The organism is Variovorax sp. R-27 (assembly GCF_049913215.1).
GTDB lineage: Bacteria > Pseudomonadota > Gammaproteobacteria > Burkholderiales > Burkholderiaceae_C > Variovorax.
In genome coordinates this window covers 5,781,659-5,807,120 of record NZ_CP183984.1, presented here as the reverse complement: position 1 = coordinate 5,807,120, position 25,462 = coordinate 5,781,659, and the positions used below count along the sequence as shown (strand labels likewise).

General features: G+C 57.6%; 19 protein-coding genes. 15 read left to right on the top strand and 4 right to left on the bottom strand.

The window, feature by feature from the left end:
• Positions 1-122 precede the first annotated feature (122 nt).
• Positions 123-1,292: an HNH endonuclease signature motif containing protein gene (locus ACN9MV_RS27230; protein ID WP_426390355.1), complete on the top strand. Its 1,170-nt coding sequence runs from the start codon at positions 123-125 to the stop codon at positions 1,290-1,292.
• A gap of 28 nt (positions 1,293-1,320) precedes the next feature.
• On the opposite strand, the gene ACN9MV_RS27225 is transcribed toward ACN9MV_RS27230, so the two are convergent.
• Together ACN9MV_RS27225 and ACN9MV_RS27220 are read right to left on the bottom strand one after the other, a co-directional pair.
• Positions 1,321-2,748 carry a UvrD-helicase domain-containing protein gene (locus ACN9MV_RS27225; RefSeq protein WP_426390353.1) on the bottom strand — a complete coding sequence of 476 codons (1,428 nt, stop codon included), beginning with the start codon at positions 2,746-2,748 and terminating at the stop codon, positions 1,321-1,323.
• Positions 2,738-4,468 (bottom strand): ATP-dependent nuclease, encoded by a 1,731-nt coding sequence (locus ACN9MV_RS27220; RefSeq protein WP_426390351.1) that lies wholly within the window; start codon positions 4,466-4,468, stop codon positions 2,738-2,740. The genes ACN9MV_RS27225 and ACN9MV_RS27220 overlap by 11 nt, the downstream gene beginning before the upstream one ends.
• 439 nt (positions 4,469-4,907) lie before the next feature.
• On the opposite strand from ACN9MV_RS27220, the gene ACN9MV_RS27215 reads away from it, so the two are divergent.
• On the top strand, positions 4,908-9,248 hold the full coding sequence (locus ACN9MV_RS27215; protein ID WP_426390349.1) for an AAA family ATPase: 4,341 nt from the start codon (positions 4,908-4,910) through the stop codon (positions 9,246-9,248).
• 36 nt (positions 9,249-9,284) lie between these two features.
• Positions 9,285-10,259 carry a DUF4238 domain-containing protein gene (locus ACN9MV_RS27210; RefSeq protein ID WP_426390347.1) on the top strand — a complete coding sequence of 325 codons (975 nt, stop codon included), beginning with the start codon at positions 9,285-9,287 and terminating at the stop codon, positions 10,257-10,259.
• Positions 10,260-11,131: 872 nt separating this feature from the next.
• Here the strand turns inward: ACN9MV_RS27210 and ACN9MV_RS27205 are convergent.
• The gene (locus ACN9MV_RS27205) at positions 11,132-11,479 is read right to left on the bottom strand and encodes a hypothetical protein (RefSeq protein ID WP_426390345.1); all 348 of its coding nucleotides are present in this window, start codon (positions 11,477-11,479) and stop codon (positions 11,132-11,134) included.
• Between ACN9MV_RS27205 and ACN9MV_RS27200 the strand changes: the two genes are divergently transcribed.
• The 6 genes from ACN9MV_RS27200 to ACN9MV_RS27175 all read left to right on the top strand — a co-directional run bounded on the left by ACN9MV_RS27200 (position 11,478) and on the right by ACN9MV_RS27175 (position 17,155).
• Positions 11,478-12,158: a TnsA endonuclease N-terminal domain-containing protein gene (locus ACN9MV_RS27200; RefSeq protein WP_426390343.1), complete on the top strand. Its 681-nt coding sequence runs from the start codon at positions 11,478-11,480 to the stop codon at positions 12,156-12,158. The genes ACN9MV_RS27205 and ACN9MV_RS27200 overlap by 2 nt on opposite strands.
• The gene (locus tag ACN9MV_RS27195) at positions 12,115-14,091 is read left to right on the top strand and encodes an integrase catalytic domain-containing protein (protein WP_426390341.1); all 1,977 of its coding nucleotides are present in this window, start codon (positions 12,115-12,117) and stop codon (positions 14,089-14,091) included. The genes ACN9MV_RS27200 and ACN9MV_RS27195 overlap by 44 nt, the downstream gene beginning before the upstream one ends.
• Entirely contained in the window at positions 14,088-15,044 is a 957-nt protein-coding gene (locus tag ACN9MV_RS27190) for a TniB family NTP-binding protein (RefSeq protein WP_426390339.1), read from the top strand. The genes ACN9MV_RS27195 and ACN9MV_RS27190 overlap by 4 nt, the downstream gene beginning before the upstream one ends.
• A complete protein-coding gene (locus ACN9MV_RS27185; protein WP_426390337.1) occupies positions 15,034-16,035 on the top strand; it encodes a TniQ family protein in 1,002 nt (333 codons plus the stop codon). The genes ACN9MV_RS27190 and ACN9MV_RS27185 overlap by 11 nt, the downstream gene beginning before the upstream one ends.
• Entirely contained in the window at positions 16,022-16,804 is a 783-nt protein-coding gene (locus tag ACN9MV_RS27180; protein WP_426393210.1) for a TniQ family protein, read from the top strand. Before ACN9MV_RS27185 ends, ACN9MV_RS27180 begins: the two co-directional genes overlap by 14 nt.
• Positions 16,805-16,939: 135 nt before the next feature.
• Positions 16,940-17,155: a hypothetical protein gene (locus ACN9MV_RS27175; RefSeq protein WP_426390335.1), complete on the top strand. Its 216-nt coding sequence runs from the start codon at positions 16,940-16,942 to the stop codon at positions 17,153-17,155.
• A gap of 160 nt (positions 17,156-17,315) precedes the next feature.
• Here the strand turns inward: ACN9MV_RS27175 and ACN9MV_RS27170 are convergent, their stop codons facing one another.
• Positions 17,316-18,077 (bottom strand): glycoside hydrolase family 75 protein, encoded by a 762-nt coding sequence (locus tag ACN9MV_RS27170; protein WP_426390333.1) that lies wholly within the window; start codon positions 18,075-18,077, stop codon positions 17,316-17,318.
• Between the two features lie 622 nt (positions 18,078-18,699).
• Between ACN9MV_RS27170 and ACN9MV_RS27165 the strand changes: the two genes are divergently transcribed.
• The 6 genes from ACN9MV_RS27165 (at position 18,700) to ACN9MV_RS27140 (ending at position 25,190) form a co-directional block, all read left to right on the top strand.
• Complete coding sequence (locus tag ACN9MV_RS27165) at positions 18,700-19,590, top strand: M15 family metallopeptidase (RefSeq protein ID WP_426390331.1); 891 nt, start codon at positions 18,700-18,702, stop codon at positions 19,588-19,590.
• A 30-nt stretch (positions 19,591-19,620) separates the two neighbouring features.
• Positions 19,621-20,421: a hypothetical protein gene (locus ACN9MV_RS27160; protein ID WP_426390329.1), complete on the top strand. Its 801-nt coding sequence runs from the start codon at positions 19,621-19,623 to the stop codon at positions 20,419-20,421.
• Positions 20,422-20,582: 161 nt separating this feature from the next.
• Complete coding sequence (locus tag ACN9MV_RS27155; protein ID WP_426390327.1) at positions 20,583-22,544, top strand: AAA family ATPase; 1,962 nt, start codon at positions 20,583-20,585, stop codon at positions 22,542-22,544.
• A gap of 404 nt (positions 22,545-22,948) precedes the next feature.
• On the top strand, positions 22,949-23,431 hold the full coding sequence (locus tag ACN9MV_RS27150) for a hypothetical protein (RefSeq protein WP_426390325.1): 483 nt from the start codon (positions 22,949-22,951) through the stop codon (positions 23,429-23,431).
• 65 nt (positions 23,432-23,496) lie between these two features.
• Complete coding sequence (locus ACN9MV_RS27145) at positions 23,497-24,378, top strand: AAA family ATPase (RefSeq protein WP_426390323.1); 882 nt, start codon at positions 23,497-23,499, stop codon at positions 24,376-24,378.
• A gap of 5 nt (positions 24,379-24,383) precedes the next feature.
• Positions 24,384-25,190 (top strand): HNH endonuclease, encoded by an 807-nt coding sequence (locus ACN9MV_RS27140; RefSeq protein WP_426390321.1) that lies wholly within the window; start codon positions 24,384-24,386, stop codon positions 25,188-25,190.
• Positions 25,191-25,462 lie beyond the last annotated feature (272 nt).

The following is a 25,462-nucleotide window of genomic DNA, read 5'->3' as shown; positions in this document are numbered from 1 at the left end:
CCCTACTTGTTTGTTCGAGCATACCGCACAGCTTGGTTGGAATTGACGCGTCGAAGGCTGTCTGTCGTGCGGATGCCCAGCGTGGCTGGCATCTGGCCGACTGCTCTCATATAGTTATCAGGATGAATGGAAACCGGACCGAGATTGCGCTGATCGCGCGCGGCATGCCAAGCGACCAGGCCGCTCACTTGCGCGCCCGCGGTTGGACTGCTGCCAAGCTCCAAACCGCGACCAATGCGGAACTGAGCGCGCTGGGCATCTCCGAGGCGGTCATGAGAAATCTGCGCGCCGGGGCCAGGCCCGCGATCCCATCCGACATCCTGAATCAGGTGCTGTATGCAAACCGTTGGGCCTGCTGTGTCTGCCGCACCCCAGGTCGGCCAGTCATCGTGCACCACATCGAGCCTTGGGCGAAGACTCATGACCACACGGCGGGGAATCTGGCCGTGTTGTGCGCCGAGCACCACGGTGAAGCCCACTCAACACGCGATCTGCAGATCTCACTGACCGCTGCTCGGCTGCGCGACTTCAAGCGGCGTTGGGAAGAACAGGCTGGGCGAGACGACGCACAAGCGATCCAGATGGGCACGCAGCTGCAGTCCGATCAGTGGAACTACTTCAATCACCTGCGCCTAGCCGAGCTTGCACGTGCAAACGGTGTCGATCTCGCCGGCTTGCCGGGGCGAGTACAGGCCGAGCGCGCCGGCGTGTGCAACGAGGACGGCGACATCACCGCGACAGCGCCAGACGGCGGCTACATCTACGACGGCTCGCATTGCATGGCACTCTACCGGTACGCCAAGGCGATGCTCTATGAGCTGCTCAGCTGTACGGCCGTCAGGAACATTTCCAACGATCTGGATCGTGGGCCCTTGAAGGCGGCCGTGCTGCCGGGCGACCTTATCTATGTTCAGGGGCGCCACATCTTCGAAGACATTCTGCAAGCGCCAGCGAACATGCAGGCTGTCCGCGCGCGGCGATCAGCGAACCGCGTGGAGATCACTTTCGACTTCGACCGCCGAGAGGCAACCTCCAATTCGGCGTGGACCGGCTGGCTGCGCGGCGCGCAAGACATCGGCAGCCTCGTGCAGGTCAAAACGTTAAAGCGTGAGGACGGGGGCAAGCTGCACATCATCGGTACTGTGATCGGCATGCGGAATGCCCTGGAGGGTCTGAAGACGCGCACCTATGAAGCGGGGCTCTACAAAGCCGGCTTGATCAGGCCCTTCGGCGGCTGGGACGATGAAGAGTCCGATGACATCGGTGAATGGGACGACACCGATACCGAATAGATCCAGCGCAGAAAGGGTGCCCGCGGCTTTAATTGCCCGGGCGTGGCATAAGCATGCCGGTGGGCGAGCAAACCACGAGTTGCCGTGCGCCTCGCGTCAGCGCAACATACAGGTGTGAAGCCGTCATTGCTTGTGGCTCAAGTACAACCGCAACATCGGCCTCCAGTCCTTTGAGCAACAAGGTGCTGCCAACTGATCGTCGAGCAACCGGCCGGCTCATATGACGTTGACGCTCGCGCGCTTGAAGTGCCGCTGCGTGAAACGTGCCAGTCCCACGAGCGGCGACCTGCATGGCAACCTGGCAGCAGCGCAGCACTTCGGGACGGTACACATGAGTGCCCGGCTGCCGAGCGAAGGCCTGCAGCAAACGAGAAGCCTCCGCGACGCTGGGACCTTGAGCAAACGCCAAGGCTGCAGCCTCGATCGGCGTCGGTGGATTGCGAGGCCTGCCATGCTGCAGAACGCGCACACGCTCCAGTAGCGCGACCGCCCCCACGCCGGTCATCAGGCTTGCGGCAAACTCGACCACTTGCCCCAGCGGATTGGCGCCTGCGGGGTCAAAGACTCGTGCGAACTGGATGAACTCCACAAGGTCGACGCGCTCCACCACCGTCGCGCCAGGTGTCTGGCTAGTCAGCTGGTAGCGCCCGCGGACATTCATCGCGTCGCCGATGATGAGCACGCTGTCCTGCGCGTTGCGCCCTCGCGTCCTTGCGGCGGCCCGGCGCTGCTCTTCGGCCGTCGCCGCGACCAGGTGCACCCATTGCACTTCAGCTGGCGCGCCCTGCAGGTCTACGGGCTGTCCGGCTTGAAGCAGCGCCCGCGCGTTCAGTAGCCATTGCCCTAACTCCTCGGTGCCAGCCAGCCGCCAGCGCCAAGGTGTCTGCAGCATGCCGACAGAAGGAAACTGCGCCTCGACATCGACTTGCCAGTTGACCAGGCGATTGCCACCGAACCCGAAGATCGCTTGCATGGGATCGCCAAGCACGCATGTTGGCAGGGTCTGCGCAGCCCAGGCCACCAGGCGATGCTGCGCCGCATTGCAGTCCTGGTATTCATCGACCAGGAGCCTCGCGTAAGTAGCCCGCAGCGCCGCGTTGATGTGTCCGGCCTCAAGCAGGTTGGCCGCTGCTTCTCGAATCGCTGGATAGTCCTGGCCTGGATTGGCGAGCTCCAGCGTCTGGGCAGGAAGGCCACTGCGCAGTGGAAACTTCCCGGCGAGTCGCATCGCGAACCCATCGATCGTCGAGATCCGGTAGACCGAGCTGGGGATCGCCGTTCTAGCCATGCGAGCGCGCAATGCCGCGACACCGGCATTGGTGTGGGTCAAGACCAGGATGGGCTTGCTACCGGTGTGCGCAGCCAACGTATCGGCGATGAGCTGCGTTTTTCCACAGCCCGCCGGTGCAGTGACCGACCCGCGTGCGACTGCGAACAGGTCGAGTTCAGGCGGCATGGGTCCATGCCCACAGCCGATTCATCACATCCACGAACCCGGCTTCAGAGTTTTGGCAATGCGGTCCCACGATCCTGCGGCCGACATGCTGATAGGCAGAGACGGACTTGAACCAGCCGTTCTTGCTGACCCGGGATGCGCGGCCCAAGAGCTCACGCGTCGCCGCCGAATAAACGCCCTGCGCTGCTCTCTCCGCCTCGAGGGCTTCGAGGGTCCGCTGACCTTCGGACTTGGACCGAATGTGCTCGGCCACGTCATCGCGACCGATGCGTTCGATGGCGTAGCCCAGCAGGGCGTCGATCGCAGTGTCCGTCATGCAGATGAACAGTTCATCCTCCAACGCGCGGCCTGCCCGCCAGGTGAGGAGACCAACACCCTCGGCGGCGAGGGTTGCGAGGAGCGCCGGTGTCGGCGCCTTGTCTGCATCGATGAATGCAGTCACGTTGTAGCCCAGCCGGCGCAAGACGAGCGCTTTCTCCAGACACTGGTCTGGCGTGCTGCCGCCTGCGTTTACGTATGCGCCGCCGAGCGCGAAGAACGAGGTTAGGTTGCGATCCTCCACGCCGTACTGGTCGAGGCCTCGTGCCAGTCCGATCTCACTGGCTCCTTCGCAGACCAGGATCGACTTCGCAAGGAACGCCTCCGGGTCCGTGCGCAGGATGCTTTGCACCTGATCGGTCACGTCCGCAGGGCGCACGACATGGCCATCACCCTCGCGCCGGACGATAAACAGCTGGTTGCCGGAGAGTTCGCGCAGCGCAACGGGCGAGTGCGTGGTCATGAATGCCTGCAGGGGCAGGTTCGCGTCCTTGGCTCCCAGGGAATCGAGCAGGCGCTTGAGCCGGTGAGGCTCCAGGCCGAATTCGACTTCGTCCACGAGTGCAATGGTCGCTGCCTGAGCGGCTTCGCGCTGCAGCCCCGCCATTAGCAGGCGTGCCGACCCCGTCCCCAGCGAGCGCAGAGGAATTCCGGTTTCGCTGTGCAGTGCGATCGCACCATCGCCAATGGAGACCGCATGCGCGTCCAGCATCGCCTGCGCCTGGCCCACCGGCACACCCAGCGTGGTGGCGGTACGCGTCACGACCTGTAGAGTCCCGGCCAGTTGGGCTCCTGCCTGGTTGCCGAACCCTGTCCTCGCGTCCCGCGCTGCACGAGCCAACTCGGCTCCAAGATCGGGGCGTTCGGCAGTCAGCCGGTTGAGCACAGAACTACGGCTCCAAGACAGATGAGTGCTGGCGTAGTTGCCGATGCGCGCCGGCGCCAGCGCGGCGCGATGCTTCCAGGCGAGCCCACGTTCCAGACCTTGCTCTTGCGCCCTCTCTGAGTACAGCAGCCACGACGGTTCCAGGTCGGCGCCGATCTCGAGGCGTAGCGTCAATGCGGTCTCGATGTCGGCCCTTGGTTCCGGCTCGATCTGTCCTGTCATTGCGTCATGCCCCCGCAGAAACTCGCCGTAGGCCTCCAGGCTTAGTAGCTCGTCGGACAGGCCACCCAGCGTCACCGTGATGACGATGGGCTCGGTGACGACAAGCCCATAGAAGTCGGTGTCGGCGATGGCAATGCTGCGCCGCGCGCCCAGACATAGATCAATGGCGTCGAGGATGGTCGACTTGCCACTGTCGCCTGGACCAATGAGGCAATTGATGCCGGGTGAAGGCGCCCAATCGAGCGACTTGATCGAGCGGAAGTTGCGGATTTCCAGCCGTCGGATGCGCGCCATGTCTCTCCCAAAGTCGCATGCACTATGCGACCAAGTATCCGTTCTATTCGGCCCTAGGTGCATGACCGCAATCAGCCTTCAACCATCTTTCGTGATTCGAGTGTGAACGTCCGCTTCTGGCCCCATTGCAGCCTCCTGTGCACGACCTTACATCGGCAGCAATCGCTGGATAGCGGTCCTTTTCCTACTGAGTGCTGCCAGCGGACACCAATGATTGAGTAGCAGCTCCGCCGGTCAACTCTGACGCCTACTGGAAACCTCCGACAATGCAAAACTTGACGAACGCGCATGTCAGTCTCGAGAGTTTGCGAGCAGCTAGCGCCGGACCGAAATACATGATCAATAGGACGGGGGCGATTTGCCAGTCTTTACAGCAATTATTGAAGGTGGCATTGGTTGGGCTATAGGTAGGGTGGGAGACACAGCCACTGGCGCCGTCATGCGCCGATGGAACGAGAGGGAAGCGAAGGCGGAGTTGATCAAAGCCATCGACGAAGCCATGGAAGGCGCGATAGCCGATGTGCCGATCCTGGCAGAAGACTTTCGCTCGGAGACTTTCGTCCATCGCGTGGTCGCACCGGCAGTGCTGCACTTCCTGCGTGATCCAACCGTCGACAAACCCGAAGCAGAGATCGCCCGGAGTTACATAGAGCGATTCGTGGAGCCTTTTCTGCGCGGACGCTCACTGGAGGAGACCTTGTCGCAGTTGTTCCACACCCGGCGGGGCGAGTTGGAGCGCGCGTTCTCTCTGTTTCTGACGCGCCTACGTCCGGCTCTCTACGCATCCAAGCACTGGCGAGACCCGATCCGCGATCAATCTCTCGAAGAGGTTCGATCCACAGTCCTCCGCATCAAGAAGCAGCTCGTTCCGGCCACGGTTGCCGATGTGGTCGACATTGACGAGGCACGGGCCGATGCGAAGGTGGCCTCCCAAGCTCTCCGGTCCTGGCCGCAGACGATCCGCGGCGAGCATATCGACCGGCCCGAACTGGAGGTACTTCAGCAGCGCATTCGTGAGCATCCCTATGCTTGCACCCTAGTCATCGGCGAATCTGGCTCCGGGAAGTCGGCGCTGTTCGCTGAGCTGGTTGAGCGTCTCCAGTCGCAAGGAGTGGTCGTCTTCGCCATCAAGGCGGACCTTCTTCCCACCCATGTGAGAACGCTGAGCGATGTGTCGGAAGCGCTGGGATTGCGTGGCCACTTGCTCGGTGAGATCGAGGCCTTGGCGTGGACCGCCCCCGTCGTCGTTCTGATTGATCAATTGGATGCGGTCAGCGAGGTCATGGATCGGTCGTCGGAGCGGATGCGGCTTCTGCTTCAGATCGCCCATCATTTCCAAGACAAGAAGCGTGTTGAACGGGTTGCACCGCCCGTGCACATTCTCGTTTCTTCAAGACCCTTTGAGGCGGACTATGACGCCCGTTTTCAGTCCCTAGGTGCCAAGGTCGTCCAGTTGGCATTGCCCAGCCAAGAGCAGGTCCACGCACTTTTGCAACGTTTGCACATTTCAGTGAAGGAGATTCCGGAGGCGTTGAGCGAAACGCTGAGACGTCCTTTTGCTTTGCGCGTCTTCGTTGACATCCTCCGCCGGGGCGTTCTCGGTCGCGAACTGATCGCCTCGCAACTGCTCAACACTTGGCTGACATCCGCAGACCTCGGCGACTCCGTCATTCGACAGCAGGTGCTCAAGTTCTTGGAAAGGCTGGCCACCGACATGACCGAGAGCGAGTCTTTATGGCGGCCTGCAGATGTCTACGAATTCCAAGATCCCCAAGCGATCCAAGTCGCCGTGGCGTCCGGTATCGTTGTGAGACAGAACGGTTTGGTGGGATTCAGCCACCAAGCCTGGTTGGATGATTTTCAGGCCAAGAATTTTTCAACCGGCCAGTCTTTGGCGAACTATGCCTGGCAGCGGCAGGATGGGCTTTTCGCACGGGCGACCGTGCTGCGGGCTTTGCAGCGCCTGCGGGCGTTCGATCTATCCGCCTATGAACAGGCGATTGATGCGCTGCTGGGGAACGCCAGGACGCGGCGGCACCTTCGCCATCTCGTCGTGGACATGGTGGCTGGTCAACAGCAACCCTCTAAGCGAGAGCGGGGCTGGCTGCAACACCTTGTGCGCAGCGATGTGCCGTTGGCGCGCCGAGCCCTCGCGCGAATCACTTCACATTGGACGGATTGGCGCGAGCATCTTCTCCCGTTGATGCCTGACATCATGAGCAATGCGAAGCTACGGTGGAGCGCCGTCCAGTTGTTGATTGCGGAAGCCCCGCTCGATGACGATTTCGTGGTCCGTTCGATTGCGGTGCATTGGGGTGTGCCCGAACGCGATATCGAGGCGTTCGAGGTGTTTTCCAAGTCGGGCCAATGGTCTCCTGCAGTTGTCGAGCGCCTCCGGCTGGTGTTCGCGCGGCAGAAAATCGACGGCTACATGATCGTTGGCTATGCGGAAAAACTGGGCGACGACCGTGCCGCGGATCTATTCAAGATTCACCTTGATCGCGTGGAGGTCAGCGACGAGGACCGGTTGCAATTTCACGGCTTGGGAAAGCTCGCGGAGCGATCAATACGAGCCTATGCGAACGCCTTCCTGTCATGGTTCGTGCACGTGGCAAGCCGAGATGCACATGGATCACGAGGCCTGCTGGATGCCTACCCGTCTTCGACAAGTCTGCCCTACTGGTGGAATCACGAGCACGCTGAGGACGGCATCTTCGGGATCACGAAGTCTGTGCTCCTTGCCTGTGCCAAGAAGCATCCGCATGAATTCATGCGCTTGATCGAGCCATTTAAGGACGTCGAAGTGGCGGAAGTGCAGGCGCTGATTGCTGAAGGCCTCGCCGCCGGAAGCATGGTGTTGGCAAACGAAGGTGTCGCGTACTTGCTTGGGGACTCGCGTCGGCTGCACGTCGGCATGGCCTTCCCTCAAGACGCCGACGGTGTGGTTCATCTGATAGATGGATGGTCGACGCAGGTGCTTTTGCGCGCCATCGTTCCGCAGCTCGGCGCAGAGCAAGTTGAACTTCTTCGGGCAAACATCGAATCCTGGGACCCATACCTGCATGAAGCGCGGGAAGACTCCGATGCGTCAACGAGACGCCAGCGTCGCATTTGGGCTCAGGAGAGGCGGTTCAAGCTGCTGGGGCTATTGCCTGCGCAGGTTCTGGAGCCACGCCGGTACCGGCAGATTCAGGAATGGGGTGCCACGCAGCCAGATCTCAGAGGTGGACCTGGTCCGACAATGGCATCTTTTGTTGGATCACCGATGTCCGAGCAGCAGATGGGCAATGCCTCCGACGATGACGTTTTCAGGATGATCGACGAGGTTGCGGACGACACCGACCGTCGGCCAGGGCGGCGTGGGGTGCACCGCGACGGTGGTTCGGTGGAGTTGGCGCGCGCCTTCGCGGCATTTGGCAAGGCTCATTCGGACCGCGCTTTGCGCATCGCGGAGACTCGCTTTCTGCCTGGTCGACACGAGAATGCCGCAGGCGAGTTGCTTCGTGTCGTTGCCGAGGATTCGAACGTGGATGCTCAGCGTGTTCGTACCCTTGTCTGGAAATGGCATCGAGAAGGTTTTGCCAGCAAGACCTGGAGAAGGGACACGTCCTGGGCCTTGCAGCGCTTGGCAGAACGTGACGCGGGCTCGGTTGCCGAGGATGTTGCGTTGCTGGAGTCGTGGATCATCAACGATCCGCAGCGTACCAATGAGCGGATTGCGGCAAGGCTCGACCTAGAACAGCGCAATCGCGCAGCGAACCGTGGCCACAAAACTGAAGCGGCACCAATCGTGTTCCGTCGAGTTCCAGGAGGAATGCGCATCCTTCCGCAAGACAACTTTACTTTGCTTACAGCGATGGCGGCCGGCTTGCTGGGCCGCACAGAGCCGGACTGGAATGGGTGGTTGTCTGCCTTGGAACGACATGTAGATCGTTCTGAAGACCCTGCCATCTGGACAGCCTTGTTGATCTTTCGCGGGCGACCGTTGTTTTGGTCGGACCGCTCGCGTGCAATGCGACTCATACAAGCGATCTGGGACAGGTTCCCGGACGCGTTTTCAGACAAATATGTCGCGGACTTCCTGTGGCGCAACCGCGATCTAGTTGCCGGCGAGGTGATGGAGGCGGTGCGGAATCGTTGGTTGAAAGGAGACGATGCCGGAAATCGGCAAGCCGCAGGCGAGTTACTGATGGCGACAGTGCTCCTTGATTCCGAAGACAAGACTGCATCCGAGCAACTGGAGCAAATTCTCGAGGGGCCGGACACACCGGAACGTCTAGGCGCGCTCTTCACCGCGTCCATCGTCTGGCATGAGGATTCTCGTGCGCTCCGGCAAGGGGCGCATCGTGTATTGATGCGTTTTGCGCCGCAGGCCAACGGTCACGATGCGTTGGCGATTGCTGGCGCCGTGTCTCATCGGGATTCGCTGACAGCGGACGCATTCACCAAAGAGATGTTGAGCGCTATAGCTAACAATCCTGCGGTGCTGCGGGTTTGTCTCGACAGGAGCTTCACACGCGACTTACAGGAGCTACTTCTCAACCCAGACTTCGAGGAACTGGTCCTTGAGTTGGCAGAACGCAGTACGGAACTCATGTTTGCGAAGGGCGAGTCGCGCGTGCGGATGCCGTACGGCGAAAGCTTCGTATCCATTGCCGTCGCACTTCAACGGTCTATGGATCCGCTTCGCAGCCGAGCGATGGATCTGTACGAACGATTGTTGGACGGAGCCGCGTACGGGGCGGAAGAGGCGGCTACAGCTTCGCTTGCGCGTACCTAGTTGAGCACTTTGCTGCTCTGACATACGCTTCCCGACATGCAACAGACCAAGCGCCACCACTACGTACCGAAAGCCTACCTGAAGGCTTTTTGCGACCCGCAGGGGAAATTGCGCGTGTACCGAAAGGATTGTCCAGCGGAACCGCTGTACCAGGTACCGGACGCGACTCAGTTCCGCAAGTACTACTACTCGCAACCGATCCCCGAAGGTGGTCAGGACAACAACGCGCTCGAAGCCGTGTTCTCAGAAATTGAAAGCCATTGGCCCGAGACCGTAGCCAAGCTGCACCAACGGGGTGATGTGAACGACCGGCTCGAGAACATCTTCCAGTTCATGGCATTGCAGCGCGTGCGGGTGCCAGCCAGCCGCGACGCCGCCGAAGCGATGCTGGCGCAGACGGTCAAAGACACGATGAAGGTCATGCTTGCCAACGGCAAGCTGCCGCCGCCACCGCCGGGCCTTGAGAACCTGCCGGACCTCGTTCAGGTTTCTATCGACCCGCACCAGTCCATTCATTCGATGGTCGCCATGATGCAGGGAATGGGGCAGCTCTTCTCGATGGTTGGCTTCGCGGCAGTCCACAACGAGACTGAGCGCCCGTTTCTCACGAGTGATAACCCGGTGCTCTGGTTCGACCCGTCACTGTCATTCGAGGAGCAACGGCCGTACACCATTCAGCCAGGCGGCCCAGTGTTCCTCGTGTTCCCGGTTAGCCCGAAACTAGCCCTCGTTGGCTCGACTCACTACAAAGAAGTCTTCAGAGTCCATGGTTTGCAGCACAGCGATGTGCCTGATACCGAAATGGTGGATCACATCAATGCGATGGTCTGCCGCTTTGCTTACGAAGCAGTCATCTCACAGAGCCTCGGGCAGGAGGATGTGATTGCAGCGTTTGCCGGGGTATCCCCTGTGCATGAGGCTGTTCCCATTCCGCTGGCCAAGGGGATGGTAACCATCCACAGGTATGCCTTTGGTCCGCGCGCAGCGAAGCCGAAGTGGCGTGACAGGTAGCCCACGGGGCCACAGCGTAAACATGTCGTCAGAATTCGAAGCTGAAGCGCTCGAACTCAGCCTAGAAAATCAAGGACCTACGAGAGCGACGGATTCTCTTCTTGCGCAACTGAAGGGCGGACTGCTAGGTGTAGCTTGCTCACCTAGCCGGCGCACGTTGTAGAGGCTCGCCGCTGCGCATATTTGCGGCCATCGCGCGTGCGCTCTCAAGAGCCTCTATGTCCGACTGAACAGCACTGTCGAACGACTTGGCGATGAACTCGCGGCGGGCGCGGGAATCGCCGGCCCAGCTTTGAGCTGTGGTGGCGGTGGGCGTTTCTGTAGCCATCCCGGCATTTTCCCCCTTATTTGTACAGGATGCCGGTCGATGGGAAAGCCCAAGCGGTGCATCGCGTAGTCGCGGATTAGCCGAGCACTTGCCCGCTAGGAATGTCTCTTCAGACTGTTTTCACTTTTCGAACTGCACGTCAGTTTTGTCTACCTCGTGGGTCGCTGCATGGACGTAGGCTGCAATCTTCAAAGAAGCTTGCTTGTGGGCATCGAATTTAGCGGCTAAATATCAATTGATATATGCGATGAAATTTCCCGCCCATGGGGGAAAGTAATCCTCAATCTTCGATATATCCATTGCTGGCTGGTTGTTTGTATTTTCCCTTGGGAGAATCAATGATTCGGCGTGCTGCTAGATGCACCTAAATCACATAGACAGCTTGAAAATTTTGAGAGAACATTGAAGAAAGAAGGACTCTCTCGATCTTTGATTTTTAGGTTGAATCGTGCCTACGAGCTTAAAACAGCGACTGTGGTCTGAATTTGGCCCCGTGATGGATGCCGTCGCACTTTGCAAGGTGCTGCACTATCGATCGACGACGTCACTCAATGCAGCGCACAGTCGAGGGCTGCTCCCTTTTTTGGCGTTCAACCTCCCTGGGCGGCGGGGGATCTTTGCTTGGACTGAAGAGATCGCCGACATGCTCGAGCTTTCGGCTGAGCGCGCTGCTAGCACGCAAGCCGGGTTCAATGATCCCAATAGCTCTCGCAAAAACGAGGAGGTAGCTATGTAAAAAAACGCCGCTCAACCTTTCGGCTGGCGGCGCTTCCGCTGAAGAGACCTCAACGGCGTAGACAACCGCAGTTTCTTCCGGCGAAGCCCCCCTGTCAAGAATTGACTCGACTTTTTTGAAGGTCGGGATGGTCTTCTTTTGGCTGGAGAACTCCATGGACTTTGATTCCCCTGCGCCCGCGCGCAGGGTGGTCTCGCGTTCGCCTATTCGAACCGTGCGCCGGCTGAATTTGCCGGGCATCTTCGAAGAACCGGTGGAGTGCGAGTCTTCCCTTGAACGCGACTTTGTATTGCGCGCCGCGCTCAGTCCGAGCGTTGTTCGACTGCGGCATCAGCCTTTCCAGCTCAAGCAGCCGTCAGGTCGCCGGTACACCCCGGACTTCCTTGTGACGCACGCTGACGGAACCCGTGTCGTCGTAGAGATCAAGCCGAGAGAGCGCGTCGAGCGCTATCGAGGCGTCTTTGACTTTGCGCGCGCCGAGCTGAAAGCGCATCAGGTGGATTTTCTGGTGCTGGACGAGACATCGATCCGACGTGCCAAAACGCACGAACGGGCAGCGCTGGTCCTGCGTTACCGCAAATCCGGAATAGATCCGGCGGCTCGTCTTCGCCTTCTTGCCTGCGTGGGTGAATGTCCGCGCGGCCTGGCAATCGGGTCGCTCGCGAAACGAAGCGCCGCATCGCGTGTTGATGTGCTGCACCTGATCGCCACCCGTGCGGTGCGGGTTTCCAGGTCGGTGGCCATCGATGACTCCAGTCTTGTCTTTCCGTTGAATCCTTTGGAGGCTTCACATGAATTTCGCACTGACCGTTGGTTTGACGCTGCGCTGTGGTGAGCGCAGTCTGGAACTTGTCAGGGTGCTGCCCGATGGGGTTGTGCAACTCGAGGAAGTGCTGACGCGTCGGGTCCAGAACATGCGTGAGGCCGAGCTGGTCCGCCGGGTGTGGAGCGGTCGAATGAAGATCGTTCTTGATCCGGCGAGAACCGACTCGACCCAGACGTTTGAGGAAGCATCGGCCGCAATAGCCGATGTGTCGGCGCTCAAATTGGCGTGGCAACAACAAATCGACTACCGGCTTCGCTATGTCCGGGCAGTACGGGCTGCACACGTGAGTCGAGGTCAACGCTCCCGCGTCGCCAAGGCCATTCGCTGCGCGGCAGAGGCTGAAGGAGATGCTTCCCCGCCTTCGGCATCGGCTGTCATGCGCTGGATTCGCGCGTATGAGAAAGCGGAAATGAACCCTGTTGCGCTAGTGAGCCAGGGCAAGGTTCAGGTCCGTCAGCGCCGACTTCCCAAGGTCGTGGAAAAGCTCATCGCACAAACTCTCGTGGCGAACTATCTCACCCGAGATCGTCACTCGCTGCGTCACGCGCACGACTGCCTAAGGCGGGAGTTGAAGATGGCGGTGTGCAACGGGCAGTTGCAGGAGGCAGAAGCAAAAGTCAGTTTTACGACCCTTTCGCGACGCGCCAAGGATGTTGACGCCTACCGGCGCATTGCTGCGCGCGATGGAGATGCGCGAGCGCGGATGGTTTGTCGGACAAGCATGGAGGGGGCGGGCGCGGCGTATCCGCTCCAGCGAGTCGAGGTGGATCACACGCCGCTGAACTATGTCGTTGTCTGCGTCCGCACTGGCTTGCCGCTCGGCCGACCATTGCTGACCGTTGCGATCGATGCTTACTCGAGCTACATCCTCGGCTTCTATCTCAGCTTCTACGGCGCCGGCGTGAGCAGTGTTTCTGGTGTGCTGCGAAGCTCAGTCCTTCCCAAAGATGAATTGACGACCGAACTCGGCCTGGCGCGCCCCTGGTTGTCCTATGGGTTGGCAGACGAATGGGTCCTCGACAACGGCCTTGAGTTTCACTCCCACGCCTTCAAGCGGATGTCTTGGGAGCTTGGGATCGACATGACCTATTGCCGGGTGCGCACACCTTGGCTCAAACCACACGTCGAGCGCTTTTTCGCCGAACTCAATTTTCTGACGCTGGCGCGTGGACGAGTGCATCGAAAAGTCGCCAACGCAACCCGCGTCGATCCTTACAAGGATGCCGTGATCAGTTTCGATGACCTGGTCAAGGGCCTCACGATGTTTGTCGCGGAAGAGCATCCGCTGACGATCAATGCGCGAAAGCTGGCGCGACCGTTGGATCTATTTCAAGAGGGATTAGAACGCTGCCCTCCAGCGGTCTACCCGGGAAGCATGGAGAACTTGCGCCTCGTTTCCGGGCTATCCAAGCATCTGACCGTTTCTCAAGGCGGCGTGGAGCTCCGCGGTATCCGTTACGGTTCGAAGGAGCTGCTGCCCTGGCGGAGCGAGCTTGGCGGCAACTTCAAGACGCTGTGCAAATGGGATCCCGACGACATCGGTCACCTGTACATCCAGCACCCCAAGCGTCCGACCGAGTGGGTGAAAAGTCCGTCTCGCCAGCTCGACTACGCGAATGGGTTGTCGTGGAATCAACATCTGACGATCCGGCAGTTCGCACGCGACGCGCTATCCAAGAAAGGGGCCATAGACGATCTTTGGGAAGCGCGCATGCGGCTGCATGATCATTGGATGGATGCGAGTCGCCCCAAGAGCCGCAAGAGCTCGTTGCTGGCCGCTCGCGCGGCAGGTCTGACTTCTGTAGGGTTTCCGAAATCCACCGAATCGAGCCTGGCCAAATCTCAGGACGCTCCTCTCATCGAAAACATCGTGCTCGCGTCAGGAGAGGCGGGTGCCAGCGATATCCCGGAGTTTGATGCCTTCGACATGGAGGTCCGATGAGCGCGCGCGACAGCAACGAAAGCGACGTCGATTGCCCCGACGAAGAGGAGCGGCATACCATCGCGAGGCGGTTGTTCACTTACTCATCTCAGGCCTTGACCGCCGCCGTGCCGGTCGATCGCATCATGGTCAGTCACCCTGGCTTCAAGGACATCCTGGCCAGCTGCGATCGCGTATTCCAGCTCAGTCGAGAGTTTTCTACACAGCAGGGTGTCGTCGTGAGCGGTCCCACAGGCTCGGGAAAGACCGCCTTGATCCGATATTTCCGCAGCTCGTTGCCGAGGTCCAACCTGTTTGAGTCCGGACACGGAGCGCTCGCGGTCCGACTTTCCAAACGGCCAACGGTCGGCCAGCTCGTGGGTGGTCTGTTGCGCCAGATACGGTACCCCTTTCCCAATGTCAGCGCGCAGACCTTGGGAGTGAAACGCAACGTGCTGATCGACGCGCTCAAGCAAAAAGGGACACGCCTCCTGTTTGTCGATGAGGCGCACCACCTGTTGCTGCAGACCCGGATGCGCATCCGCACCGAAGAAGGCAACAACGTCACCGACTGTCTTCGGGAACTGATGGACGAAGTGCCTTTGGGAATCGCCTTGTTCGGTGGGGAAGAGCTCGCCGATCTGACCGGTGTGGATCTTCACCTTGCAAGTCGAATCAGTGCACGTCACCTCCTTCAGTCATTCGAGGCCGGATCTATGTGGCAAGGTTTCGTCAGGGCATTTGTGAGGCAGAGCAAAGGAATGGACCTCAGCCTGCTCGCCGAGAAGGACGAAGCCATGCGAATGCAGAAGGCCACCGCCGGCAATCTGCGGGCGTTCAAGCGACTCGTGACCGAAGCCGTCTTGATCGCCGCTGAAGGCGGCTTCGCTCAGATCGGGGTGGAACACTTGCGAACGGCCTTTGATCGCGTCTACGGAAAACACGCCAGCCTGGGCAATCCGTATGCTGAATGAGTTCCAGCCTCTGCCGGTGGTCGTTCCGGCTCGGGAAGACGAGTCCGGTCTGAGCTTTCTGCTACGGTGTTCGTACGCCAACGGGGTAACGCTCCCTGAGCTTGCAAATCACGCGGGTGCGCGATCGATCCGCTGGATGACGAACCGTGACATGGAAGCGTTCGCCTTCTTGACCGGTGTATCGCCAGAGTGGTTGATCACGCGCCTGAAAAACCGGCGGCATGTGGATCGACGAAGACGGTACTCCTATCTCGGGTGGGACTGGGGCTCCGTTGCTTCGCTGCGAATCAAACATGCTCAGGTTTGCCCGGAGTGCCTGCTCGAATGCTTAAGCTGCAAAGCGGAGTGGGAGGTTACGGTTGCCCCTGCCTGTCCTATTCACCGAACGATGCTGATGGACCGATGCCCGCACTGCGGCACCGCATTGTCATGGCTGCGTCCCGCCGTAGAAATTTGCAGTTGTGGCCGATATCTTCGGCGCTCGGCGGCATCGGCCAAGCCGTCCGCCCGGATTCTGGCGTGGTGCGGGGCAATGCGAGGCCTCTTGGGCCGGGATGGCGCGATGCTCCTCACGAGCATGCGCACCTCCGCGCTACCAAGTTGGGTTTCTCACGTCAGTCCAGACGGCGCATCCCGTCTCATTCATGCACTCGGCGCACTGAGTCGACCTGGAGAGCGGATGTCTTCGGCGCAGGCAGTGGAAATACCGAGTCCTGGTGAGATGGCGGAGATCGTCGAGCGAGGCTTGGATCGCACGAACATGATGCTGGATCAAGCCGTAGGAAGACCCCAGACGCTGCGCCTCCTAGTCTATGAACCTGGACTACAACGGTTGGCGAAACAGGGGGTTGAAGCAGCCGACCAAAAAGTAGCTCTTCAGCTGCTCCAAATGCTGGGCGGTGAGCTGTCGGATTCCATCCGACCTGCTCGGCGGCGCGGAGGACGGCCGTCCAAAGGGCAACTCGAGCTCTTTGACTATGCCGAAATCTAAAAGTACGCACGCACTGGCCGGGCTGCCCGTACTCATGCCACTAGAAGCCCCCGCCTCTTGGTTGACCCGCGCAGCCCTCTCGCAAGGAGAAACGGTCGCTTCGCTGCTAGCCCACTTGAACCTCTTCAAAATCCGAGATTTTGACTTGGCGATTGCCTCCGATGCCGGGCGGCAAGCGGCCATGCGAAGCGGCGTGCATTTGCAGTTCGTGCTTGCCGCCAAGATTTTCGATCGAGTCAAAGGGCTTGGGACCGACGGATCCCGTTTGCTGCTCACAACTCAAGCGGGTCGGCCACGCTATAGGTTCTGTCCGCAGTGCTTGCGCTCCCAAAGGGAAAACTACATCGAGGTGCACTGCCGGTTCGTTCCCTGGCGCTTTTGCCCGGCCCATCACTGTTTGCTGGAAGATGCTTGTCCGCATTGTCAACAGCCGGTCGTGTTGCCATTCGACATGATTTGCGCGGGGCCAAAAAGATCGGGTGTCGCCTATCTGAGGCAATGTCAATCTTGTGCCGGGTCCCTGACCGCTGTTGAGCCTGTCGAAATCGATGACTTGTGCCTATCCGAATGGGACTTCATGTTGTTGGCGAATGGACGGGCGACGCTGGCCGCCTTGCGCGATGGATGGGTCTGCGTTGACGATCGCATAGAAAGGCCCCTGTCCCACCTGAAAGGGCTCGCCAAGATGGGACTCATCCCGATGCGAGAGGATTGGCTAACCGCGAGCGCAGCGAGACAAACGCTCGCCATCCGCCGAGCGGTCGATTGAGAAAGTGAGTAGCAGGCAATCTATTTTTCTCTCCTCCGGCCGCTCGGTTCGAAATCGCTTGGCGCTTTCAGCATGTTGGGGTAGATGTCGTAGTTGTCATCCGACTACAGCCGCACGAGTTAAAGGATCTTCACCATGGACAAGTCAGTGCTTCATTTGACGCAAACGCCTAAGTTCAAGGGCCGTCTGATGGATCGGTTTAAAAAGATCGCCGAGGAGCGAGAGAGGCTTGGGTTGCCGAAGGCCGTACTCATAGACGGTGTGGTGCACAAGCAGTTCCCCGACGGAAGACTTGAGCGCGTGGAATTACAGAAAAATCACGCCAGCCTAAAGAGCCCGGATCTCCGCTAGGACGTTGGTCGCACGGAAACAGTCCGAAACGCCAATGCAGGAGAGGCCGCCGGCCGGTCCGCCCTATGCCTAGAGTCTTAGTGCCGATGCAATCTTGACCAGCTAAACCGCGCAACTTTCGATCAGCACCCACAAGGCTTTGATCGACTTCAACGCGATCTCACCTTGCGTAAGTAGAGAGAAATTTGAGCACCCGATCACCTGCAGCTTTATCTGCGACCGCATTGACCGTTTGGCTCTCCAGCGGCTTTGGACGTGTGCCTGGAAAGACAATGAAGGTCACCCCCGATGGAATACCCACTCCGCTGCCTTTCTTTAGGGCACGACAAGGTGACTGTCCCTGAACGGCGCACTGTGGATTGCCGAGGTCCTCATGGGTACGCAACGAGGCCTCGCCGAGCCGAAAAAATGGACCGGCGTCGCCGACAATGGCCAGGGAGCATCGATCACCTTTTACGACAACCGCTAGGTCCCCTTTGCCAACACCGGTGTCTTTCATCAGTGATAGGTCGGGCTTGTCGCGCGGTGGTAGCGGCATGACGATGAATGGCACCAACTCCGCGTTGACGAAGTGATCTCTCGAACTCTTGTCAAAAGTAAGCCAGGTCTCTACGTTGTTGGGCCAGCCGCTGCCGCCGATCACCGGAGAGCCATCGGCATCGACCGCGGCCTTCGAATTAAAGACCACCGTACCGTCGGAATAGCGAGAGACAAATGCGACCCGGTTCGCGTCGCTCGAGCACCGCAGCTGCTTCCCTTTGTGCTTTGGCAGAGCGAAGCCGGCGAAGCGGTCAGTACGGTCACAGTCATCGTATAAGGCCTTCCAAGTCTTGCCTTTTGCGGCTTGGGCAACCAATGGCTCCCCAGGCTTTAGTTTGGCAAGGCCCGCAGAGATCGCGCTGCACATCTGCGTCGGCGACATGGGCGGTGATGTCGCGGGTACCGTCGGTCTGGATTCAACCCTCAATACGGCCGACACCGCTGGAACTTTGGTTGACGAGTCCTCGATAGGCGTGTTGCCTACTGGGTTGGGAGGCGGTGATACACAACCGGCCAAGTTGATGGTCAGAGCCATCCCAGCAAGCCAACGCATATTCGTGCTGCCTCGGCGGGTGTTGTCTGAGTGAATCATGGTTCCTCTCGCTCCAATCGATCTTGCGTATGTAGCTATGACGCCTCTCAGATACGACCGCCGCGATGACGGTATACGCACGTTATGCGTACTTTCCGGGAGCGTCACTTCGCACTGCCAACTGATGTATCGAGGTGACCCTACCCATTCAGCGACGCGAAATCTCGCTATGTCCCTTCATAGTGGTGAACAGTCGAAATGCAGATCATGAACAAAGTTTCCTACTGCTATATGGCATTCACATCCCGCTCGGAGAGATGTATCAGGAACACGGAATTTATTGACCGCAGCGATTGCTTATACATACCGCAAGATTCAAAAGTTGGCAAGGCTCTTTTGTGGTATCGCTTTGAATCGCGAAGCTCGGTAGGCTGAGCTGCTCAATGTCATGCCGACCTCGGGAGTTCAGCATATGCCTACGCTTCGAGTCAACGATCCGGGCCCTCTTGCGCAGCTGTGGAACCGCTTCTTGCGTGAGAAGGGGTTTCTCTCCGAGGCGGACTGGTGGACTAGCCCGGGCGTCTTCACGGAGGCATCCAAGCAAGCCACGCAGGCGTTTCAGGTCATGCTCGCGGATGCGGCGAAAAGAAACAACTCGAGCGTACGAATTGCTGTCGACGGCATCCCCGGCAATCAGACCTTCGGCTACGCGTGCGCCATCACCGACCAGGACTGGTTGAACCCTCAAGCGATCGCTGCAGCGATGGACGTTGATTACCCGAAGCGGGATTCATCCTTGCCGGATGCTGGTGAAAAGCTGCAAGTTGCCCTTTTCGGCGAGATTGTGGCCGATCCGGCACCTGAGAAGGGGAAGGATGCGATCCGCATCGTCAACGGCTTTGACAAGGAATGGATTGCTCCGTTCGAGGTGCCTGAACTCGCGACGATCACTGGGTCGAAGGCGGCGACCACACAGCTGATGCACAAGAAGGCTGCTAGACAGATTCAAGCGGTCTTTTCTGCATGGGCAGCACTAGGATTGCTTGCTCGGATCACCACTTTCGATGGTCTCTGGGTCCCTCGATACAAGCGAGGGCTTGCCCCTGAACTGAGCAACCATGCATGGGGTACGGCATTCGACATCAACGCCAGCGCGAACTGGCTGGGGCATCTGCCGGCCTTCCCCGGTGAGAACGGGAGCCTACTTCCGTTGGTTCCAGTCGCTCAGGACTTTTGTATGGGGTGGGGTGGCCTCTACCGCCGACGATTGGATGGCATGCATTTCGAGGTGCTAAAGCTGATGTCCATTGAGGAAATTAACGCTGCCAGGACTAAATACGGGCTGAGCAACACTCTGCCATAGCGCTCGCGGATCGCTCGGTGGTATTCGCTCGTGCATGCGTTGATGCAATGCTCTAAAAGTCGTTCGCCGGAGAACTCAATGGGAAGAGGTTGCATCTTTGCCGCACTCGCATGCGGTGTTTTGACTGGATGTGCGACGCCCCTGCCGATAGTTGACTATGCAAGCACCCAAGAGCGGGCGCAAGGTCCATATGCTCGCTATCAGCCACAGAACAACTTCTCTGATCTCCCGAAGGCAGTTGAAGAGTTTGAAGCCTACTACTTTCTCTACCAGCATACATCCGATCAACTGAACCTGCGTAAGCAGAGTGCTGGAGAGGTGGGCTTCTTCTCGTCTGTACTTGCTATCCTTGGTGGTGCAGCGAAGTCACCCGGGGCCGTTGTGACAGGCGGGCTGGGGACCGTAGGTAGCAGCATTTACAGCGAACGTTACAGGCTTGATGTGCAGGCTGCCAACTATGATCAGGCGGCCAGAGCCATGCGATGTCTGTCCCTGGAAACTCGGGATCTAGACGCCGCCGCGTTGCCCGCGGCTCAATTCACTGCGGTGGGTCAGCCCAGCCTTGATGCACTACCTGAAGTACTGCGTGTTGCACGTGACGCCTTCATCGAAGTGCGTGACCGGCTGCGTAGCCTACAGATCAAGATCACACTAGGTTCCCCCGATCTCGGGAAACTGAAAGAGGTCGCACAGGCAAAGCGTGACAGTGTGACGCCGAAGGCCATCGCTCCGGCAGCGGCTCTCGCCGCATTGGCCGTAACCGCTTCAAACGAGAAAATCGAACTGTACAGGGGACGCGTTAAAGCCTGCACAGCACTTCTCGGATCTTAGAAGGTGTTGTATCGACTGGTCGGATCCACCGCCCTTTGCTGACCATCCGATTCTCTCCTAAGCCGCCATCGCATCGACCGTTCCTAGCGGGCCCCCGGCCTCCTGCTAGCCGAAGTGGAGGCTCTAGCGTGTGTCGAATATCTGACCGTAACGAGGTAGCCATGAAGCTCATCAAAGCGCGCATCCAGAACTATCGGTCCGTGGAGGACAGCGGGGATGTCGAGATCGGCGACCTTACTTGTCTAGTGGGCAAGAATGAGGCAGGTAAGACAGCGTTGTTGAGCGCTCTGCGCGGGCTTCGCTCCACGGATGACTTTAAGTTCGATAGGACTAACGACTACCCCCGCAGATTCCTCAACCGCTACGACGAACGACATGAGGATGGCCAGTCCGAGGTGATCCGAACGTGGTGGCGGCTGGACGCGATTGACGTCGCTAAGGTCGAGGCGCGCTTTGGCAAAGGCGTGCTCTTGGGGGATGAGTTCGAAGCGCACTTCGGCTTCGGCTACAAAGAAGACAAACGCATTTGGACAGTCCGTGTGGACCATGCGAAGTGTCTCGATTACCTCGTTAGCGTCCACGCGCTCGACGCAACTGAGCGTAATGTCCTTCATGGCGTATCAGATGGGCGCGGCGCTGACAAGGCGCTCTCAGCGCTTGCCACGCGCTCGCCAAAGCAGGAGGCTCTGCTGCAGGACATCAAGAAGTGTCGCGACTCGGATTTTGGTCTCTCTGCGATCGACATCCTGTCGCCTCGTATGCCAAAGTTCTTCTACACGTCGCACTTCGAGCGTATGTCCGGCGAAGTGTCCGTTGAGCAACTCCAGCGTGACGTGGCGCAGACTAACGTAAACGTCGGCGACCGAATCTTCCTAGACTTCCTAGCCTACGCCGGGACCGATATTGACGAACTCGTGTCGACGGTCAAGCGCACCGCACTGAAAGCTCAACTCGAAGCGGCCGGCAACGAGATCACAGAGGAGATTTTCCAGTTCTGGTCGCAGAACAACGCGCTTGAGGTCACAATCGACTTCGATGCCGGCAAGCCGGGCGACCCACCACCCTTTAATGCAGGGACGGTTGCCTCTATCCAAATTCGCAATACGAACCACAAGGCGAAGATTGCGCTCTCTGAGCGCAGCGCCGGTTTCGTCTGGTTTTTCTCGTTCCTCGCCCAGTTCAAGCAACTCAAGAAAACTAAAGGCAAGGCCATCTTGCTGCTCGACGAGCCAGGCCTCACGCTGCATGGGAAGGCGCAGGCGGACCTTTTGAAATACATCGAGGAGCGTCTACTACCCGACCATCAAGTAATCTTCACGACCCACTCGCCGTTCATGGTTCCCATAGGCCGGCTCGCAGACGTGCGCATCGTCGAGGATGTGATCGAATATGGTGGTCCGCGCCCTGTCGTCAAGGGCACAAAGGTGCGTTCGGACGTGTTGCAAGTCGATGATGACACGCTCTTCCCGCTGCAGGGCGCATTGGGGTATGAGATCACTCAGTCGCTATTCATTGGCGAAAACACTTGGCTCGTGGAGGGGCCCAGCGACATCGTCTACCTCAACGCGCTCTCCGAAGCCTTGAAGCGCCGCGGCCGGGTCGGCCTGGACAGGCGCTGGGTTATCTGTCCCTCCGGTGGCATCGACAAAATTGCGCCGTTCGTGCGGCTGTTTGGCGGCAATCGGATGAACCTAGCCGTGCTCTCCGACATCGGCAAGGGCGACGTGAGCAAAGTTGAGAAACTGAGACGTGAGGAGATCCTCAAAGCGGGCCATTTCTATACGGCTGCCGACTTCGCGGGACAAGCTGAGGCGGACGTAGAGGATCTTCTTGACCCGGCGCTTTACGTCGAAGTCCTCAACGCTGCCTACAAGGTGCCCGCGAGCCACACGGTCACGATCAAGAGGCTGCGGGATGCGGACAAGACTACATCCCGCATGGTGAAGCAGGCCGAGGCGCTCTTTCGGGTTATGCCACCCGAGCTGCCGGAGTTTGGTCACTGGCGCGCGGCGGAGTGGCTGCTGAAGCATCCGGAACTGTTGGATGCGGAAACTGACGGGGTGGAAGCGACGCTTGTGAAAGCGGAGAAAGTGTTTCTTACCTTTAACGCCCTGCTGCGTTAGAAGTCCGCTTTCGTGCTGCCGCCAGCGTCGTGATTGATGGATGCACGTACGTTGATGACATGCTCTACGCTGACACGCCCCCTTCAGGATTCCATGGAAATCAACACAGTTGGGCTGATGTTGGCGGCTTTTCGCCATGTGTGCGATTCCCTCCTTCGATTCGGGAGCATTCGGGATTATTGCTAACCGTCGGCGATCCGCTTCCTATGTTTAATTCTCTAATTGCACGAGAAAATAAAACGCATATCTCATGATCCGCAGTTCAGAAAACCTCTTAGTTAAGCTAAGTTGAGTTGGTTTGGATTTTGAATATATGGTGTTGTCCTGAATTTTTGAATGGGAGTTCGCGCGGATGACTCATTGCCCAGATATTTTTAGAATTCTAAATCCGTTGAAGAATCGCCATGAAACTCGTTGAAGTCAAGCGCGTTAGCGTAATTAAAACTACAGCGCCAATAAAATATGGCGACATAGAGATCGCTCAGCCAATTCAAACAGATGGAAATTGGAAAACGATATTGGTTGGTCAAAACGGTTCTAGAAAAAGCTACTTACTGACGATGATCCTCAACGCCGCGGTGGGCCGGACAACAGTTTTTTCAGGAAAGGTGCTACGCCATCAACTAGAAACTGTAGGCGGCAAGATATCGAAGGTAATAGCGCTTTCTGCAACTCCATTTGACAGATTTCCTCGAAAAACGATATACGCTGCGCCAGGAATATCTGCTATTTTGGCGAAAAACGACAAATACATATATTTGGGGCCTAAAGCCCCAAATGGAGCCTTGAGTACAATTCATGGCATGAAAACGTTGGCGGCGTTGCTATTTATGGCCTCAAGTCAAAATAGAAATTACGATGGATTGGTTGCTCCCTTTGATTTTTAAACCTCAGTCCAAAAATTTATGTCAGCTTGCGGAGGAATACTTCGTTTAATTGGTCGAGGACGGATGTGCAGAATAAGCCTAGTAGAAAATATGGATCGATTGGTTTAATACCATATAAAAGATATAAAAAACTACTTCTTGATCAAATCAAAGAACTGCCAGTCACGGATGACGCTGAAGTATTGAGAAATCTTTTTGATATGGAATCCGATCGCATAATGGTGAGGAAGCTTGATGGTTTTCCGTTTCAATTTTCTTTTTCTTTCAATGATGGAAGCGTGAGATATGAAAATCAATCTCAATTTTCGACAGAGGAGATTTTGGCGCTTTTGCGTATTGGAGTCCTGACTCCTTCTTCGATTGATGTTAACTTTTTAAACAATCCCAGTCCAAAGCCAATTTCCGTCGAGTCTGCACTGAGTTCTGGTCAATGGAGTCTGCTAAGCACACTTATTCCGCTTGCGCTAACGGTGGAAAATAATTCTCTGATTTTGATTGACGAGCCCGAAAATAGCATGCACCCTCAATGGCAGCGCTCCTACCTCAATCTCTTGAATGATGTCCTAGAGGGTAGAACTGGTTGCCACGTGCTTATTGCAACTCATTCGCCGCTCATAGCAGGAGGTGTTAGCGATGATGATGGCAACGTCGTAAGAGTCATCGCGAGTGATACAAACAGCTCTGGCATTGAGACTGAAGTCGTTTCTGCCGCTTTTGGTTGGGATGCAAACGATGTTTTGAATGAGATATTCGAAACACCTTCTGGGCGCGATGCTTCTTTTGTCGCGATGGCTGATGAAGCACTCAAACTGTTTCGTGAAGACAAATCAAAAAGCAGACGTTTCAAGGAGTTATTGGGCGTGTTGATAGATGCCGCTGAAAAATTACCAGAGAGCGATCAGATGCGAGTCGTAGTCAAGGCCCTTGTCGACAACACTCAGGATTGAATTTGATGCTACCAGGATCAATTCCCACGAAAATATCTGATGCTCTTCGTGCCGTTGTCGCGGACGAGTGGTCCTCAGCACGCGTTGAAGTAATTGCATACCGGGATGCTGCACTTGATGCGCAAAACTGGCAATGCGCATATTGCTTGCGCGAAATTTTGCGAAATGAACTGGGCCATCGCGAACTAGATCACGTTCTTCCTAAATCTCAAAAACCAAAAGACGGCTTTGACGCTGCACGGTCAATTAGCAATAATTTTGAAGATAGAAGACACACTGCCGGATATGGATTGTTTAGGTACGAGCCCAAAAATCTAGTCATCGCTTGCAAACGCTGCAATAGCTTCAAGGGATCTCACGACTGTTTGGCAGACAGATCAATGACCCTCAAATCTTATCCAATTCGCGGTCAAGATTTTGAATGGATTCATCCTTATTATGATGACCACAGTGAGCATATTAGTCTAGTCAATGGAGCATTGTTTAAAGTGGTCAATGCTTCAAAGAAAGGTCAAGCAGTAATAAGGGCATGCGGGCTCGATCGAACAGAAGAGTTGACTCGTCGCCTCATCGATAAACATGTAGCTCGCGCCATCGACGTAGGATTGGCTATGCTGAATATTGTGATGATTGAGAGGATATTTGATCTCGAAAAAGTATCTTGCTCAATTCATGAAAAATTTAACGTTGGCCCCGTGGAATTAATTGAGGATCTATTTGTTGACTTGCAGGCAGGCCTTCAAACAGGTTCAATGGCTGTGAGGAATTGTTTGGATGATTTGATGAGAAAGCTTATGCCGGATGGCCAATAGAGGAAGGCCGATGTCTAAATTAATGGGTTCAATTTTCGGCTTGCGCCAATACCGAGCCGCCGGAGGAGAGTTCGGCGAAGCCTTTCATCGGCTTGCTTAATCGCTGTGCTGGCGCCTCAGCCCAATGGTGTTGATTTCCACGCGGAGGTGACCCGCATTTCTGATCCGCCAGTATCCCTGAGCGCGTCTCTGATCCTGTGCGTCGGTGCGCAGAAATGCGGCAATGACTGTGGAAATTCACACTCGCAAAAACAACGTAGCCTGCGAAGACG

Excerpts from the sequence above, each read along its gene's own strand:
- ACN9MV_RS27230 (WP_426390355.1), top strand. The coding sequence starts at position 123 with ATGAATGGAAACCGGACCGAGATTGCGCTGATCGCGCGCGGCATGCCA.
- ACN9MV_RS27225 (WP_426390353.1), bottom strand. The coding sequence starts at position 2,748 with ATGCCGCCTGAACTCGACCTGTTCGCAGTCGCACGCGGGTCGGTCACT.
- ACN9MV_RS27220 (WP_426390351.1), bottom strand. The coding sequence starts at position 4,468 with ATGGCGCGCATCCGACGGCTGGAAATCCGCAACTTCCGCTCGATCAAG.
- ACN9MV_RS27215 (WP_426390349.1), top strand. The coding sequence starts at position 4,908 with ATGCGCCGATGGAACGAGAGGGAAGCGAAGGCGGAGTTGATCAAAGCC.
- ACN9MV_RS27210 (WP_426390347.1), top strand. The coding sequence starts at position 9,285 with ATGCAACAGACCAAGCGCCACCACTACGTACCGAAAGCCTACCTGAAG.
- ACN9MV_RS27200 (WP_426390343.1), top strand. The coding sequence starts at position 11,478 with ATGGACTTTGATTCCCCTGCGCCCGCGCGCAGGGTGGTCTCGCGTTCG.
- ACN9MV_RS27205 (WP_426390345.1), bottom strand. The coding sequence starts at position 11,479 with ATGGAGTTCTCCAGCCAAAAGAAGACCATCCCGACCTTCAAAAAAGTC.
- ACN9MV_RS27195 (WP_426390341.1), top strand. The coding sequence starts at position 12,115 with ATGAATTTCGCACTGACCGTTGGTTTGACGCTGCGCTGTGGTGAGCGC.
- ACN9MV_RS27190 (WP_426390339.1), top strand. The coding sequence starts at position 14,088 with ATGAGCGCGCGCGACAGCAACGAAAGCGACGTCGATTGCCCCGACGAA.
- ACN9MV_RS27185 (WP_426390337.1), top strand. The coding sequence starts at position 15,034 with ATGCTGAATGAGTTCCAGCCTCTGCCGGTGGTCGTTCCGGCTCGGGAA.
- ACN9MV_RS27180 (WP_426393210.1), top strand. The coding sequence starts at position 16,022 with ATGCCGAAATCTAAAAGTACGCACGCACTGGCCGGGCTGCCCGTACTC.
- ACN9MV_RS27175 (WP_426390335.1), top strand. The coding sequence starts at position 16,940 with ATGGACAAGTCAGTGCTTCATTTGACGCAAACGCCTAAGTTCAAGGGC.
- ACN9MV_RS27170 (WP_426390333.1), bottom strand. The coding sequence starts at position 18,077 with ATGTCGCCGACGCAGATGTGCAGCGCGATCTCTGCGGGCCTTGCCAAA.
- ACN9MV_RS27165 (WP_426390331.1), top strand. The coding sequence starts at position 18,700 with ATGCCTACGCTTCGAGTCAACGATCCGGGCCCTCTTGCGCAGCTGTGG.
- ACN9MV_RS27155 (WP_426390327.1), top strand. The coding sequence starts at position 20,583 with ATGAAGCTCATCAAAGCGCGCATCCAGAACTATCGGTCCGTGGAGGAC.
- ACN9MV_RS27150 (WP_426390325.1), top strand. The coding sequence starts at position 22,949 with ATGAAACTCGTTGAAGTCAAGCGCGTTAGCGTAATTAAAACTACAGCG.
- ACN9MV_RS27140 (WP_426390321.1), top strand. The coding sequence starts at position 24,384 with ATGCTACCAGGATCAATTCCCACGAAAATATCTGATGCTCTTCGTGCC.